Here is a 15261-nt window from a genome sequence, read left to right as displayed (position 1 = left end):
GCCGGCGATGTTCTTAGCCGTTCGCGACCTTTGGGAAATAGGTTGCCCAGACCCGGTTGCGGCCCGCACGCTTGGCTTCGTAAAGCCGGTCGTCGGCGATGGCGATCAACTCGTCCCAGCTCTTGATCGCACGCGCTTCCTGCCAGACCACGCCGAAACTTGCCGTCAGCGACAGGCTGCTTTGCTCGTCGATGGTCTGGGCTTCGATCAGGCGGCGAAGGCGGTCGGCCGTGGCCGTCGCCGTGGCGTGGCTGACATCCTGCAGCACGACGACGAATTCCTCCCCGCCATATCGGGCAAGAATGTCGTCCTTGCGCAATGCGCTGCGCAACAGGCCTGCGGTCTTCTGAAGCGCGATGTCACCCATGGCATGGCCGTAACGGTCGTTGATCGATTTGAAATGGTCGATATCGACAATCATCACGCCGAGCGACTGACATTGCTCCTCGCCCGTCAATATGGAGCGAACCGCCTTTTCGAGTGCGCGGCGGTTGAATACGCCGGTCAGCGCATCGGTTTCGGAAAGGGTGCGCAGCTGTTCGGCCAGCGCACGCTGCTGGTTTTCCATTTCGCCCTTCTGGCGAAGCTGTTCGCGCAGGAAATCCAGTTCCTCGAACATCTTCTTCACTTCCGGAGCAACCCTGTCCTCATGATTGCTCTCGGAAAGATCACCGCCGGCGATGGCGGCGATCTGCGCCTGGACGGATTGCATGGGCCGGAACAGCGCGGTTTTGTAAACGGATGTCAACCGCAACAGCACCAGAACCGCGATGCCGGCGAGAAAGAGCGAGGTTCCGCCATAGATCAGGGCCTCCTGCTTTTTCTTTTCGATCCGCGCGCGCGTTTCGGAAAGAATAAGATCGCGCAGGGTGTCGGACGACCGCATGCCGTCGATATAGTTTCTGGAGAATTCAAGCGCGCTTGGCTGGGCGGATGGCACGGCCATTACGATCGTGTTCTGCGCGTAACGCAAAGCCTGGCCAAAATAATAGGTTTCGAGATCGCGCAATGCCTCGTCCAGTTGCGGCGTCGAGAGATAAGCGGCGGTATAATTGATCAGCGATGCCCTTAGTGACAGCAGGCTCTGCATTTCGGTATCGAATTTGGTGCGATAACCGAGCTTTTCCTGCCTGTTCGCCTTGAGACTCATGATCACATAGGAACCGAGGCGGCCGATCCGGTCCCGCATCACGCCCGCCGTGCCCGTCAGTGCGATGTCAATCGCCACGTCGGGTGTCACCTTGATGATGGCGCGTGCGGCCCTGCCGCGAAGCAGATTGACACTGTCCGCCGCCTTGAACATCGATGAAATCGCGTTGGACATTGCGCCGTGGTTGCGCGCATCGGGCGGGAGCGCGGCAACCTGATCGGCCAGCTCTCGCGATTGCTCGAGCTTCTGGCGGGTTTCAGCAAGTGACTTCGCCAGTTCAGGCTGTGTCCTGATATCGTCGGCGAAGGATTTCTCCAGCTCTGACAGCTTGTTGTCCGTTGCCTTGCGCGCGGCGGCAAGCCCTTCGGCCAGCCTGGCATCCGGCACGGATGCGCCCATCAGATTATTGGCGGGGCCTCGCTCGGCCGACACCAGCCATGCGGACTGGAGAGCGGTTTCAAAGCGGGTGAGCTGCGCGGCATTGGTGCGATAACGCAGAAAATTGTAGACACTGGGCAGCGCGGCAAGGGTTGCCAGCAGGATGGAGCTTACGGCGATGATGATCGTGCCCGTCAGCTGGATTTTCTGTATGCTCGCGCGCATATGATGCGTTGTTCTCACTGGAATGGTTATGTTTCATCGCCATTCTAGTGGCGCTGCGTAAATACTTCGCTTATTTTCCGGGCCTTTTGCTACAATTGCGATCATGCGGACAGCCCGGCCGGCCACGGTGTGGAAAAGCGGTCTGTCGACGCCACGGCGTTAGTTTTTGCTTTACACCAAGTCAGAATCTGATAGTTGGCAAGGCACTGGCTTGCCCTTGTAGCTCAGTTGGTAGAGCACCTGATTTGTAATCAGGGGGTCGCGGGTTCGAACCCTGCCGGGGGCACCAGTAAAATCAATCGCTTAATCCTGAAATCTATTCGGTTGAATGCACCGGGTGGCGCTTTGCGTCCGCCGCTGCCGTTGGTTGAGCCCTGATGAAACTGGAATTCCCGGCTTCGGCCTGTCAGCCCGGGAGACTTTCGCATCGGGAAACCGGCTCAGCCCACTAGAAGGCGAGATCGGGAAGGACGGGGCATCCGCCAGAGTTGTAAAGCCCGAAGGTTTAAGCATATTGTTCGGCGGATAAGTTGAGCAACAGCGGGCGCTTTCAATGGATGCATATGGTCATTTGCGGATATTGGTAAGCCTCATCCTCGGCCTGGCCATTACCAGAGTGTTGTCCGGACTTTCCAGAAGGCTGCAGGAGCCGCAGAAAACCGACCGCATGCACGCGCAGATCGTCTGGTCGATTGTCCTGCTTCTTGGAGCTGTGCATTTCTGGTGGTGGGAGTTTGCCCTGCGGCTGATCCACAACTGGAATTTCTGGATTTACATTTTCGTTCTGGTCTACACGTCGTTGTTCTTTTTGATGTCGACGCTGCTTTATCCCGATCACATTCAGGAATTGTCCGAACGGGAAAGTTTTTTCGTGCGCAGGCGACATGCGTTCTTTGCCCTGTTTGCGGCCTCGTTCGTCTTCGATCTGGTGGACACTTACATCAAGGGCAGGGAACACTTCGAACAGCTCGGGCCTTGGTATCTGGCAAGGATAGTCGGCGGTCTGCTTATCGCGATTGTGGCGATGAGAACCGATAGCAGCCGCAAAATCATGTGGCTCGGTGTTATCTGGCTCTTCTTTAACGCGCTCTGGATAACGGCGATCTACAGCGACCTGTTCTAGCTCCTCCAGCGGCAAAATAACCGGATCGCGAGCCGCGGCTGCGAGTGGAACGCGCAAGCGCACAATGCGGGGTGGCGGTTTCGATGATCGCCTAGGGTTTTATGTGATAGAGCTTGTGCACGATAGACCAGTTGCCGTCGCGTTCCAGCAGGGAGAGATATTCGTAAAAATCCATACCGTCGAAACGGGTCGTCAGCTTCACCGAGGCGCTGTCGCCTTCCTTGTCGATGCCCATGATTTCAAAAGCGGGATCGTGATCGGGGAGGCCGCGTTCGCTTTTGCGCATCTGGTCGACAAAGTCCTCCAGGGACAGCCATTCGATTTCGCCTTCGAAGGTTCCGACGATGCTGGCGCGCGGGTCGAAAACGTCACGCATCAGGCTCTCATCCGCATAGGCCATGGCATGGACATAGTCCGTGACGGTCTGGGTAATCGTTTGCGGCATCGGATCATCCTCCCTTCTAATCCAAAGGCCAAGCTTACACCCGTTGACGTCTTTCCACCATAACCCCCTGAAAACGCGCCGGTTACGCTTTTCTCCATGGTGTTTTCCGGCCGGTTGCGGCAGGCGCGGTGCGGAACCGTGCGGCATGTTTTGCCGCCGCTTTCCACAATTTTGTCCTGCCTGTCATTATAGTCGCCTTGGGTCCGACAAATTTCGGCATCAAGGGCTTTTTCGCCCGTTCCGATGCGGCGCGCTGCGAGGCTTTGTGTGGGCTTTGCCGGTTTAACCGCCGGGGCGGGGTGCCGCGCCGGGCGGAATTGGCCTATGATCCGCCCGCGTGCCAGACGGGAGCGGTGTTGGGCATGCGGGTAACAGTTTGCGTTTGAAGGTGTTTTTGTGATTGATCCCTATGTTTTGCTTGGCGTGGAGCGCGATGCCGACGAGGCGGCGATCAAGTCGGCCTACCGCAAGGTGGCCAAGGCCGCGCATCCCGATAGCGGCGGCGATGCCGAGCAATTCGCGCGCCTGCAGACGGCCTATGAGCTGCTGAAGGATCCGGTGCGCCGTAAGGTATTCGACGATACCGGCTACGATCCGCAGCTTGCCGACGCCAAGGACCTCAAGGGCCTGCTGATGCTGGAAACGCTGGTGAATGAATTCATTCTGGACGAACGCGAACCCGGCAGTTTCGACCCCGTGGCCGCCATGCGCCGCAAGCTTACCGACGATATTCTGAAGAGCCGTTTCCATATTCTCGAGCTGGAACGGCACCGCACGCGGGTTCGCAAACATATGGACCGTCTCGGCCGCAAGCCGGAAACCGATGTGCTGAGTTCCATGCTGCGCGCCCGCAGCCAGTCCATCGCCGAAGCCATCCGTAATGCCGAAGCCCAGATCGAGGCGATCGAACAGGCCTATACGATGCTCGAAGGTTATTCCTACGAGCTGGAAAGCGTGACGCTGGCCGAGCCCTTGCTGAAAGGCGAGGCGGCGGAATAGGCGGCCGTTCAGGGGCCGTTGACGAGGGCGAGGATGAGCTGATGCACCCGCCCGCCGGGGGAAAGCTCGTCCCGGTCGAAATCGCGGCCGCGCTGGCGCTGCTCGTTGGAAAGCTCACCCAGACGCTGTTGCAGAACGGCGCGCACCTTCTGGCATTTGGCATCGTTCTCCGCCCTTAGCCCGATGCTGAAGGCTTCGATCTTTTTCACCATGTCGAGAATATGGTCACCATGGACGCGTTCATGGGTTTCCACGCCGGAAATGAAGGTCCTCCAGCTGGCGACGACGGCGGGCGGCAGATTGGCCGGCGCTTTCGGCCAGGTGTAGATGATGGTGAGATTGGGCCTCGCGGTGGCCAGCACGCAGGCGCCATCCGGCTGCGGACGGTAATCCCGCCGCCATGTCAGCTTGAAGGTGGTGTGGGCAATGGCCTGCACGCCGGCGGTCGGACCGCGTTCGCCAATGGATTGATAAAGCGCACCGCCCGTATTGCCGCTGATGGCATAGGTTTTTATCTGCTCGGCCGGTTTCCAGTCGGCCGCCTGCGCTGACAGCGGCAGGGCGCCGAGCGTGATTGCGGTGCTGATGGCAAAGGAAAAGAGGCTATTGGCGGGCACGCAGCGATCCTTGGTGATTTGCGCGCCGAAGATAGGCGAGAGGCGCGCCGTCAGGCAAGGGCCCTCCGGCGGGAAGCGCCGGGTTTTCCCTTAGGGCGCCACATATGAAAACCCCCGCGACAGGGCGCGGGGGGACAAGCTTGCGGACTGCAGGGGTAATCAGTCGTCCAGCTTGTCGTAATCGAGCTTCGGAGCGTTCTGAAGCGCTTCCTTGGTGGTGTCGACATAGGCCTTCCAGGTGCCGTTGTCGTTGTGGACCGCGACGGAAGCCGGGTCGAGCACCACATAGCTCTTGTCGATGCCGAGGAAGCCGCCGACGCTGGCCACAAGGCCGATCACCGACTTGCCGTCGCCGATGACGACATCCTCGATTTCGCCGATGTTTTCGTTCTGGGCGTTATAGATGTCCATGCCATCGAGCTGGGAGGCGGTGAGATCGGTCTTCTGGACATTGACGAACTTCAGCGGGCCGCTGGCCTTGGTGCCCATGGTAATGCCGGGGCCGGACAAAGTGGCGTCCGCGCCGGCAGCAGGAGCAGTAGTGGCCGTCTGGGCAAAAGCCACGGAAGAGGAGAGCGCTGCAGCCGCAGCGAGAGCGATGGCATTGATTTTCATGATGTTTCTTCCCTTTGTATGCTGAACGTTGCGTTCGGGGAGGAAACGGCGGGAGGCGGATTTGGTTCCTCATAGGAGGACAGGAAAATTTCGTCTATGCTGAAAAAAGGAACAGGCGTGCGTCGAAATCGGGAGGATGCCATGGCGAAAAACACGGTGGGGAAAGATGCGGAGACCGCACCATCGGACTTCATCGACCGGAAGATCGCGGAGTTCGGCGACTGGCGCGGTGAGACGCTCGCGCATATTCGCGCGGTGATCAGGAAGGCCGATCCGGAGGTGGTGGAAGAGGTGAAATGGCGCGGCGTGCCAGTCTGGTCGCATGCGGGCATCCTCTGCACCGGCGAAACCTACAAAAGCGCGGTGAAGATGACATTTGCGAAGGGCGCCTCGCTGGAGGACCCGGCGGGGCTGTTCAATTCGAGCCTTGAGGGCAATATGCGGCGGGCGATTGATTTTCACGAAGGGGACGTCGTGGATGAGGAGGCGCTGGCGGCGCTGATCCGGGCGGCGGTGGCGTTGAATGCGTTGCGCTAAGGGTTGTATTTGAGAAGTTAGTTTTTGTGGGGACGAATCACAACGTGTGGTAGCGTTTCTGTCTGGCGACAAGTTTCAACATTTGGGTTTCTGCCCGCCTATAGTCCCATAACGTCACTCAGCGGAATATATGTAATGATTCAGGAAATAAGGTTAATAAATTTTCGAAAATTTGAAAGATACACTGTTGTCTGCAGACAAGGAAATATATTTGTTGGCCCTAATAATGCAGGAAAATCTGCTTTGATTGAGGCAATGAGAATATTAGATTCCTGCATTAGGCTATCTAGAAAGAGAAATCCAAAATTAGTCAATTTACCAGATGGGTATATACTTTATGGGTATGAAATTTCACGCGAATTAATTGGTGTTGACCTTTCTCATTCAAGTCATAATTACGTAGATTTACACTCTACTATCGAGTTTAAAATTGACAATGGAAATAAGATAATAATTATTATCGAGCGTGATGGTCCAGTATTGTTTGCTCTGGAAAGTGAATCTAATAGAACTAGTTCAGCAAGTAAATTTCATTCCAGTTTATCTTTAAATATCGTCGTAGTCCCTACACTATCTACTCTCGAAAGAGAGGAGAAGTATGTACTCGATGAAACAATTCAAAAATCATACTGGAAGAAGACGTCCAGTCGTCATTTTCGAAATGTGTGGCTCAGAAAATCAGAAGAGGAATTTTCCGATTTTGCGCACGATGTGACGTCGGCGTGGCCCAACATTATTTTGCAAAAACCTGAACGACAACGAGGCGATCAATCTATAATTGAAATGTTTTATAGCGAGCAGCGATTTGATCGGGAAATTACTTGGGCTGGATTTGGTTTTCAGATTTGGGTGCAAATGTTGACGCACCTTGATAGGGCGAAGAATAGTGGCGTAGTAGTCATCGATGAACCAGATATATACCTACATTCTGATCTACAAAAAAAGCTTATCAAAATCCTGAGGGAACGATATTCGCAGTTCTTTCTTGCGACTCATTCTACGGAAATTATTGATGAAGCCGATGAAATGGAGATAGTTTCCGTTAATTCTCAGTATAAAAATGCAAAACGTATTAAATCCGAAGAAGATTATAACAAACTAAGACAGTATGTTGGGTCTTCAATCAATTATGATATCGCTAGGGTATCTAAAGCTAAAAAAGTAATTTTCGTTGAGGGCGAGGATAGAAGAGTCATCGAGGACTTTGCGAAATTATTGAGTTTGAAAAATTTAACAACTAATGCGGTGCCATTTGTTAAGCTCGGCGGGTTTTTCGGCTGGGAACGTGCCTTGGGAGCAGTTTGGGCATTCAAAGAAATACTGGACATGGATATAGAGGCGTTTTGTCTCTTCGATAGGGATTATCGAAGTACGGAGGAGATTGAAGAATTTCAAAAAAAGATGGAGCACAATAAGGTTAGTTGCCGCGTCCTTGGTAGAAAAGAAATAGAAAATTACCTGATCGACTTGGATGCCATATATTCGGCAGTCTCAAATAAGTTGAATCGTAAAAACATGTCGTTGAACCGTGAAAAATTCGATGAATTAGTTTTTGACGTAATGCTTCGATTTAAGTCAAAAGTATTTTCGCAAATTTCAGCCAAGAGAGTGGAGTTTTCGAAAAAATCTCGTTCGAAACTAGATATGGCTACGGTATTTCAAGATACTTATGAAGATTTAGAGAAATCTTGGTCAAATTTGAGTGAGAGAATAAAAATGATCCCCGGAAAGCAATTCTTCAGCGAGCTGAATACATGTTTTCAGCAAAATGGGCTCCCATCTATTACTTATTCAGCGGTACTTAGATGTATAAAGACGGATAAATTTGACAGAGATTTTATAAACGTACTGCAAGAAATCGATATTTTTTGCGAGAAGTAATTTTGCCTCGAGCATCTCAGTAAAAAATAGTTTATCAACTCACCGCCCCGGCCGGCCCGTCTTGCCCTTGGTTCGGCTCTTGCGTTTCTGCTCGCCGACATCCTCATAGGAACCCGCGCCGATCTTGCCGCGCACCAGCGGTCGCGGATCGTCCGTGGCGCGCTCCGGATGGCGCTCCAGCAACGGTGAGAACCGTTTGCCGGGCTCGGTCTCGGGCTTGTCGGGCACCGCGCCGCGCACGGGTTTTTCGGTTCTGCCCACCGTCATCTCGTCCAGCGTGTTTCTGCGGAACAGCGGTTTGCCCGCATCCGAGCCGGTACCCATCTCGTCGAGCGAGGGTTTGGCGAAGAGGGATTTGCCGCTTTCGTTCGCTGCGGCGCCCGCCTCCGTCCTGCCGGATGTCTCACCCTCCGGCGGGGAGATCGACAAGTGGCTGCGTCTGTTGTTTTTTCCGCCGCCTTCGATGGCGCGGGCCTCTTCCTTGGCCATCGGGTCGTCCATGGTAGCCAGTTCGGCGGCCTTGAGGCGTTTGATTTCGTCACGCAGGCGGGCGGCTTTTTCGAAGTCGAGATCGGCGGCGGCGTCGCGCATGGATTTTTCCAGCGCGTTGAGATGGGCCTGAAGATTGTTGCCGACCAGATGGCCGCCATCGGCGAAGCCCTTGCCGGAAACGCCAGAAATATCGGCCCTTACGTGATCGCGCTCATAAACAGAATCAAGAATGTCCGAAATCTTCGCCTTGACCGATTCCGGCGTAATGCCGTGTTCGGCATTATAGGCCATCTGCTTTTCGCGGCGGCGGGAGGTTTCCTCCATCGCCCGCTTCATCGAGCCGGTGATATTGTCGGCATAAAGGATGACCTTGCCGTCGACGTTACGGGCGGCGCGGCCGATGGTCTGGATCAGCGAGGTTTCCGAACGCAGGAAACCTTCCTTGTCGGCGTCGAGGATGGCGACGAAACCGCATTCGGGAATATCGAGACCCTCGCGCAAGAGGTTGATACCGACGAGAACGTCGAAAGCGCCGAGGCGCAGGTCGCGGATGATCTCGATGCGCTCCAGCGTGTCGATATCCGAGTGCATGTAACGGACGCGGACGCCCTGTTCATGCAGATATTCGGTCAGGTCTTCGGCCATGCGTTTGGTCAGCACGGTGCAGAGCGTGCGATAGCCCTTGGCGGCGGTCTCGCGGATTTCGCTGAGAACATCGTCGACCTGGCTGCGGGCGGAACGCACTTCCACCGGCGGATCGATGAGGCCGGTCGGGCGGATGACCTGTTCGGCGAAGACGCCGCCGGACTGTTCCATCTCCCATGAGCCGGGGGTTGCCGAAACCGCCACGGTAAGCGGGCGCATCGCGTCCCATTCCTCGAAGCGCAGCGGCCTGTTGTCCATGCAGGAGGGCAGGCGGAAGCCATATTCGGCCAGCGTCGCCTTGCGCCTGAAGTCGCCGCGATACATGCCGCCGATCTGGCTGACGGAGACGTGGCTTTCGTCGATGAACAGCAGGGCATTATCAGGGATATATTCGAACAAAGTCGGCGGCGGCTCGCCGGGATTGCGGCCGGTGAGATAACGCGAATAGTTCTCGATGCCGGCGCAGGAGCCGGTCGCTTCCAGCATCTCGATATCGTAGCGGGTACGCTGCTCCAGCCGCTGGGCTTCCAGCAGACGCCCGGCCTTTTCCAGTTCGGCGAGGCGGCCCTTCAATTCTTCCTTGATCGACTTGATCGCGCCGTTCAGCGTCGGGCGTGGGGTCACATAGTGCGAATTGGCGTAAATTTTCACCGATTGCAGGTCACCGGTCTTCTGGCCCGTCAAGGGGTCGAATTCGGTGATGGAATCGATCTCGTCGCCGAACATCGATATGCGCCAGGCGGCATCCTCAAGGTGGGCGGGGAAGATTTCGATGGTATCGCCGCGCACGCGGAACGAGCCGCGCTGGAAATCCATGTCGCGGCGTTTGTATTGCTGGGCCACGAGGTCGGCCAGAAGCTGGCGCTGGTCCAACCGGTCACCCACCTGCATCTGGAAGGTCATGGCCGTATAGGTCTCGACCGAACCGATACCGTAGATGCAGGAAACCGAGGCGACGATGATGCAGTCATCGCGTTCCAGCAGCGAGCGGGTGGCGGAGTGGCGCATCCGGTCGATCTGTTCGTTGATCGAGGATTCCTTCTCGATGAAGGTGTCGGAGCGCGGCACATAGGCTTCCGGCTGATAATAATCGTAATAGGAGACGAAATATTCCACCGCATTGTCGGGGAAGAAGTTCTTGAACTCGGAATAGAGCTGCGCGGCCAGCGTCTTGTTGGGGGCGAGGATGACAGCCGGACGCTGCGTCGCCTCGATCACCTTGGCCATGGTGAAGGTCTTGCCCGAGCCGGTGACGCCGAGCAGCACCTGGCTGCGTTCGCCGGAATTGATGCCTTCCACGAGGTCGTTGATGGCCGTCGGCTGGTCGCCGGCGGGCTGATAGTCCGAGGCCATGCGGATGGCGACGCCGCCTTCCGATTTCGGCGGGCGGGCCGGGCGGTGCGGCGTCCACAGCTTGCCGTCCTTGAACAGCGGATTGCCGCTCTCGATCAGTTTCGACAGCGCGTCCACCGTGGCGGTGACGGCGCCAGGCGCGAGATTGGCGGCTTCCTCCAGCGATACGTCCATGCCGGCGACTGGATTGAGACCGGCGGCGGCGCGGGTTTTCGGATCGCTCGATGCGCCGATGGAAACGCCGCGTGCAGTCTTGGAGGCCGTGGTGTTCTTGGCCGTCTTCGGGGGGGCGTTCTGGGCCTCCTTGCGCGCCTCGATCTCGATCTTCTTGCGGTGCTTGCCTGCCTTCGAGGCGATTTCGCGCTGGGTTTCCACGGAGGAGGCCTCCGCTTCCGCCTCGAGCTGCTTCACCCAATCGGCGACGCTGCCGCTGAGCGGCGCGCCTTCGAAGGACGATTGCGGAGCTTCCTCGAAGCCCGAGGGCGAGGAGGTGGAGTTTTTCGGTGATCTGGCCATGGGCGAAATATGGAGGGAGTCACGCATAAAGGGAAGGGGAGGCGGTGAAAAAATGAGTACAAAAAGGAAACGAAGCGTGCGGAACAAAATTCGGCCGGATGCGTTGCGTAGCGGCTGAAGACAGCTTTGCTCAAATCCGTAGGAAATCGATTCCGGTTTTCGGGCGGATGCGCTAGAGCAAATCCATACGGGCGGAATGAGGGTTCCCTTCTGACTGCCTTCTCCTGCCGCATTTTCATGACATCCCTCCCTTTTTTCCAGGATCCATCATGCCGTTCTCAATCAGCCCTGCCCATATCTGGCCTGTCCTGATGCTCATCGCCTCCAATGTTTTCATGACCTTCGCCTGGTACGGCCACCTCAAGCACAAGGGCAGCGCGCTCTTTCTGGCGATTGTCGCAAGCTGGGGTATCGCTTTCTTCGAATATGTGCTTGCCGTTCCCGCGAACCGCATCGGTTCGGAGGTCTATTCCACCGCGCAGCTCAAGACCATTCAGGAAGTCATCACGCTCGCGGTCTTCGCGCTGTTTTCGATCTTCTGGCTGAAGGAAAGCATCACCATCAATCACGTGATCGGTTTCGCGCTGATCGCCTTCGGTGCTTCCTTCATTTTCAGGTCCTGAAGACAAACGAAAAAGAGACCGGCGCCTTGCCGGCCCGGAGCCAATCGCAACGGATATGAGGTGATGTATCGATGAAAATACGGCCTGCGAAAGTTGACGATGCAACGGGAATGGCGGCGGTTCAGAACGAGATATTCTCGGCCGGCCTCCGAAAAGCGCCGACGGATATCACGGCGGTGCTGGAGAATTACATCCAGCACGCCGACCGTATCGAATGCTCGGTCGCCGAGGATGACGACGGGCGTATTCTGGGCTTCCAGTCGCTGCGTTATGCGCGGACGGACAATCCCTATGGCGTGGCGGAAGGCTGGGGCATCATCGGCACCCATGTCAGCCCGCAGGCGGCGCGAAGAGGTGTGGGATCCGCCCTCTTCGCGGCAACGCGCAGGGCGGCGGAGGCGCGGGGTATTCAGAATATCGATGCCAGCATCGGCGCGGACAACATGCTCGGGCAAAGCTATTACGACGCCATGGGATTTACGACCTATCGCCAGCCGGCGGGGCTGGTCTGCAAGGTTTATCGGCTGGGTTAGACGCGGTTTGCTTCCGGTCAGCCGCGACTGTCGTTTTCGGAATATTGCAGGCGGGCCTTGCAGATGCGAACGTGGTTCTCGTCGGCCCATTGCACCAGCAATTGCATCGGCACCAGAAACGAGCGGCCGAGATTGGTAAGTTCATATTCCACGCGCGGCGGCACCTCGGCATAAAGCGTGCGGCGGATGAAGCCATCTTCTTCCAGCCGTTTCAGCGTGCGGGACAACATCTGCTTGGAAATATCGTCGATCCTGCGGTTCAGCTCGTTGAAGCGCAGCACGCCGCCCTGCAGGGCTTCCAGAACCAAAAGGCTCCATTGATCGCCGATACGGTCGAGCACATCGCGGATGGGGCAGGGCTGGTCGAAGGCAAAAACCTCTTTCGTCTGCGTATCCGCCATGTCCTTACCCCTTGCCCTGTTACCCTTGCAGGTCATCGCCATGTGACCAGATCAGCCGCCGCTGACTTCTTGCGGCTATGGCTGCGATACCATAGCTCTTCTTCGCGGTCTATAATTTAGACCGGTAACGATAGTGACAAGAGGAAAGAAGCCATGGCTAAAATCGCGCTCATCGGCGCTTCCGGCAATGCCGGGTCCCGTATTCTGAAGGAACTTTCCGACCGGGGACATCAGGTGACGGCAATCGCCCGCAATCCCGAAAAGATCGCCAGCCTGCCGAATGTGGTGGCAAAGAAGGGCGATGTTTTCGATCAGGCAGGGCTTTCGGAACTGCTGAAGGGTCACGATGCCGTGATCAGTTCGGTGCATTTCACCGCCAGCGATCCGGCAACGCTGATCGAGGCAGTGCGCGCCTCCGGCGTTCAGCGCTATTTCGTCGTCGGCGGCGCCGGCAGCCTTGAAATTGCGCCGGGCCAGCGTGTGGTCGACCTGCCGGATTTCCCGGCCGCCTACAAGGCCGAAGCGACCAAGGGCGCGGAGTTCCTGGACCGGCTGAAACAGGAAAAGCAGCTCGACTGGACCTTCGTGTCGCCATCCGCCGAGTTCGTGCCGGGCGAAAGAACGGGCAAATTCCGCATCGGCAAGGATAATCTCCTCAGCAACGATGAGGGCAGCCGCGTTTCCTTCGAAGATTATGCCATCGCGCTTGTCGATGAAATCGAGAAGCCGCAGCATTCCCGCCAGCGTTTCACCGTCGGTTATTGAGAGGTAACACCCATGAATTTCGTAACACGCCGTCTTGCCATCGCCGCATTCGCTCTCGTGCCCGCCTTGATGGCGGCGCCCGTTCTGGCGCAAACCGCAACGCGGGATTTCGCGCAGGAAGAAGCCAACCGCAAACTGGTGATCGAGTTTTACGATACGGTCTTCAACAAGCATGAGGTTGACAAGGGCGCCGCCGTCCTCGTCGACAGCTACAAGCAGCACAACCCGATGGTGCCGGACGGCAAGGCGCCGTTCGTCAATTATTTTACCGGCTTCTTCAAGGAGAATCCGCAGTCGAAAGCGCGGATCGTGCGCAGCGCCACGGATGGCGATCTGGTCTATCTGCATATCCATTCAACGGAAAATGAAGGCGATCGCGGTAGGGCCATCGTCGATATCTTCCGCGTCACCGATGGCAAGATTACCGAGCACTGGGACGTGATCCAGGAGGTGCCGGAAAAGGCGGCGAACAATAATACGATGTTCTGAGGGCCGTCGCCGTCGCATTGCCGATAACGGGGAACAGCCGGGATTTTCGCCCGGCTGTTTTCATTTTCAGATCGCGCGTCGTTTCTGGCGCGACTGTACGATCAGATCCAGCGCCAGCATGGCCAGCAGGCTCGCGCCCACCAGCGGGAAAATGATGCCGCCGATGGCGAGTATGGTGAGTAGACCGTGCAGGACGCGTTTTTCCTGCGGCAGGGGCGGCACGCCGAGCGAACCCCTGGGGCGGCGTTTCCACCACATGATGCCGGCAGACACTGCAAGCAGCACAATGCCGATACAGGCCGCTAGAAGCACGATCTGGTTGGCAAGGCCATATTGCTGGCCCAGATGCACGTTGATGCCCCATTCCAGCGCCTTGCCGAGCGGGCCGTAATCGGCGTAGCTCATATCGATCAGCGGCTCGCCGCTATATTGATCGAGATGGACGACCCGTTGCTGCGCCAGATCGTCGGGATAGACGGAGCCGCTATAAACGCCCGTCGGTTTTCCCGGAAGGGAGACAGCGTAACCGGCGGCAAGACCGAGCGCGTCGAAACGTGCTATCGCCTCGTCGATCCCGATTGGCTGGTCTTCGGCGGAATGGGTGGATTCCGGTATTTTCGCCTGCTCCAGTGACCAGCTTGTTTTCGCCACGTGATCGAGATGTTCGCCCGACATCGGAACATCGGTGCGAATGCCCGCCGGACATCCGAAGTTGCTGCCATTCGCCCATTCATTGACCTTCGCACCCCAGACGCCCGACCAGGGCATTCCGGTGACCGCAAGGAAAACGATGAAAAAGCCGACGAAAATGCCGGTGACAGCATGTGTATCGCGCCAGAACACCCGCTTTTTCGGCGTGCCGCGCACGGTCACGACACCGCCGGTCTGTTTTCGCGGCCACCAGAGATAGATGCCGGTGGCGACAAGAAGGATGGACCAGCCGGCGGCGATCTCGATCAGATAGCGGGCATAGGTGCCGAAATATTTCAGGCTGTGGAGATAGCGGATCGTCCACATGACGGTGCCGCGATCCGGCAGGGAGCCCGCAACCTCAGCAGTGTAGGGATTGACGTAGACGGCCCGCTTTCCATCCGCCGTATTGACGGTGATTTCCGCCGACGCGCCCGGATCGGCGGGGGTGGTATATTTCACGGCTGCGCCGGGAACGGCCGCAAGTGCTGCACTCACGATCTCGGAAGGCAGCGCTTTCGGCGCATTTTGCACCACTTCGATCCGCTTCAGGTCTGAATGGATGAGATTATCGAACTCGTCCCGGAAGAGATACAGCGCACCGGTGACGGCGAGCGATATCATGAAGGGCAGGACGAAGAGACCGGCGTAGAAATGCCAGCGCCATACGGCGCGGTAAAGATTTGCGGACGAGGAATGCGCAGGCGCACGCTCGCCCTCGAAAGAGGTCGTAACGGACATGGATGTCTCCGCAAGAGAATTGATTTTCCGGCAGGCCGGAGAG

The 15261-nt window shown here is 57.0% G+C and carries 15 protein-coding genes and 1 tRNA gene; 9 read left to right on the top strand and 7 right to left on the bottom strand.

What is annotated here, in order from left to right:
* Positions 1-13: 13 nt before the first annotated feature.
* Complete coding sequence (locus FGF54_RS08750) at positions 14-1753, bottom strand: GGDEF domain-containing protein (RefSeq protein WP_142779435.1); 1740 nt, start codon at positions 1751-1753, stop codon at positions 14-16.
* A gap of 213 nt (positions 1754-1966) precedes the next feature.
* Here FGF54_RS08750 and FGF54_RS08745 point away from each other — a divergent pair.
* Positions 1967-2042: transfer RNA gene (locus tag FGF54_RS08745), tRNA-Thr, on the top strand.
* A 264-nt stretch (positions 2043-2306) separates the two neighbouring features.
* Positions 2307-2876, top strand: coding sequence for a hypothetical protein (locus tag FGF54_RS08740; protein ID WP_003522434.1), 570 nt, complete (start codon positions 2307-2309; stop codon positions 2874-2876).
* 91 nt (positions 2877-2967) lie between these two features.
* On the opposite strand, the gene FGF54_RS08735 is transcribed toward FGF54_RS08740, so the two are convergent.
* The gene (locus FGF54_RS08735) at positions 2968-3321 is read right to left on the bottom strand and encodes a nuclear transport factor 2 family protein (RefSeq protein WP_003522435.1); all 354 of its coding nucleotides are present in this window, start codon (positions 3319-3321) and stop codon (positions 2968-2970) included.
* Positions 3322-3717: 396 nt separating this feature from the next.
* Here FGF54_RS08735 and FGF54_RS08730 point away from each other — a divergent pair, with 396 nt between their 5' ends.
* Positions 3718-4320 (top strand): J domain-containing protein, encoded by a 603-nt coding sequence (locus FGF54_RS08730; RefSeq protein WP_003522436.1) that lies wholly within the window; start codon positions 3718-3720, stop codon positions 4318-4320.
* 8 nt (positions 4321-4328) lie between these two features.
* Here the strand turns inward: FGF54_RS08730 and FGF54_RS08725 are convergent, their stop codons facing one another.
* Together FGF54_RS08725 and FGF54_RS08720 are read right to left on the bottom strand one after the other, a co-directional pair.
* Positions 4329-4937, bottom strand: a complete 609-nt coding sequence (locus FGF54_RS08725; RefSeq protein ID WP_142779434.1) for a DUF922 domain-containing Zn-dependent protease — start codon at positions 4935-4937, stop codon at positions 4329-4331.
* A 159-nt stretch (positions 4938-5096) separates the two neighbouring features.
* Positions 5097-5552: a PRC-barrel domain-containing protein gene (locus tag FGF54_RS08720; protein ID WP_142779433.1), complete on the bottom strand. Its 456-nt coding sequence runs from the start codon at positions 5550-5552 to the stop codon at positions 5097-5099.
* Positions 5553-5693: 141 nt separating this feature from the next.
* Here FGF54_RS08720 and FGF54_RS08715 point away from each other — a divergent pair, with 141 nt between their 5' ends.
* Entirely contained in the window at positions 5694-6089 is a 396-nt protein-coding gene (locus FGF54_RS08715; protein ID WP_142779432.1) for a DUF1801 domain-containing protein, read from the top strand.
* Positions 6090-6224: 135 nt separating this feature from the next.
* Positions 6225-7970 (top strand): ATP-dependent endonuclease, encoded by a 1746-nt coding sequence (locus FGF54_RS08710; protein WP_142779431.1) that lies wholly within the window; start codon positions 6225-6227, stop codon positions 7968-7970.
* A gap of 39 nt (positions 7971-8009) precedes the next feature.
* On the opposite strand, the gene uvrB is transcribed toward FGF54_RS08710, so the two are convergent.
* A complete protein-coding gene (gene uvrB / locus FGF54_RS08705; protein WP_142779430.1) occupies positions 8010-10976 on the bottom strand; it encodes an excinuclease ABC subunit UvrB in 2967 nt (988 codons plus the stop codon).
* Between the two features lie 269 nt (positions 10977-11245).
* Between uvrB and FGF54_RS08700 the strand changes: the two genes are divergently transcribed.
* Both FGF54_RS08700 and FGF54_RS08695 read left to right on the top strand, forming a co-directional pair.
* Positions 11246-11599: a DMT family protein gene (locus tag FGF54_RS08700; protein ID WP_003507620.1), complete on the top strand. Its 354-nt coding sequence runs from the start codon at positions 11246-11248 to the stop codon at positions 11597-11599.
* A gap of 110 nt (positions 11600-11709) precedes the next feature.
* Entirely contained in the window at positions 11710-12132 is a 423-nt protein-coding gene (locus FGF54_RS08695; protein ID WP_142780185.1) for a GNAT family N-acetyltransferase, read from the top strand.
* 17 nt (positions 12133-12149) lie between these two features.
* Here the strand turns inward: FGF54_RS08695 and FGF54_RS08690 are convergent, their stop codons facing one another.
* A complete protein-coding gene (locus FGF54_RS08690; protein WP_059759567.1) occupies positions 12150-12533 on the bottom strand; it encodes a helix-turn-helix domain-containing protein in 384 nt (127 codons plus the stop codon).
* A gap of 153 nt (positions 12534-12686) precedes the next feature.
* Between FGF54_RS08690 and FGF54_RS08685 the strand changes: the two genes are divergently transcribed.
* Both FGF54_RS08685 and FGF54_RS08680 read left to right on the top strand, forming a co-directional pair.
* Positions 12687-13298 carry an NAD(P)-dependent oxidoreductase gene (locus FGF54_RS08685; protein WP_142779429.1) on the top strand — a complete coding sequence of 204 codons (612 nt, stop codon included), beginning with the start codon at positions 12687-12689 and terminating at the stop codon, positions 13296-13298.
* A 12-nt stretch (positions 13299-13310) separates the two neighbouring features.
* Positions 13311-13787, top strand: a complete 477-nt coding sequence (locus FGF54_RS08680) for a nuclear transport factor 2 family protein (RefSeq protein ID WP_142779428.1) — start codon at positions 13311-13313, stop codon at positions 13785-13787.
* Between the two features lie 66 nt (positions 13788-13853).
* Here FGF54_RS08680 and FGF54_RS08675 read toward each other — a convergent pair whose 3' ends face one another.
* Positions 13854-15218 (bottom strand): PepSY domain-containing protein, encoded by a 1365-nt coding sequence (locus tag FGF54_RS08675; RefSeq protein ID WP_142779427.1) that lies wholly within the window; start codon positions 15216-15218, stop codon positions 13854-13856.
* Between the last annotated feature and the right edge of the window lie 43 nt (positions 15219-15261).

It is taken from the genome of Agrobacterium sp. T29, from assembly GCF_006970545.1.
GTDB classification, from domain to species: Bacteria; Pseudomonadota; Alphaproteobacteria; order Rhizobiales; family Rhizobiaceae; genus Agrobacterium; species Agrobacterium leguminum.
The sequence above is the reverse complement of the archived record's forward strand: the minus strand, read 5'-3'. Positions and strand labels throughout refer to the sequence as shown.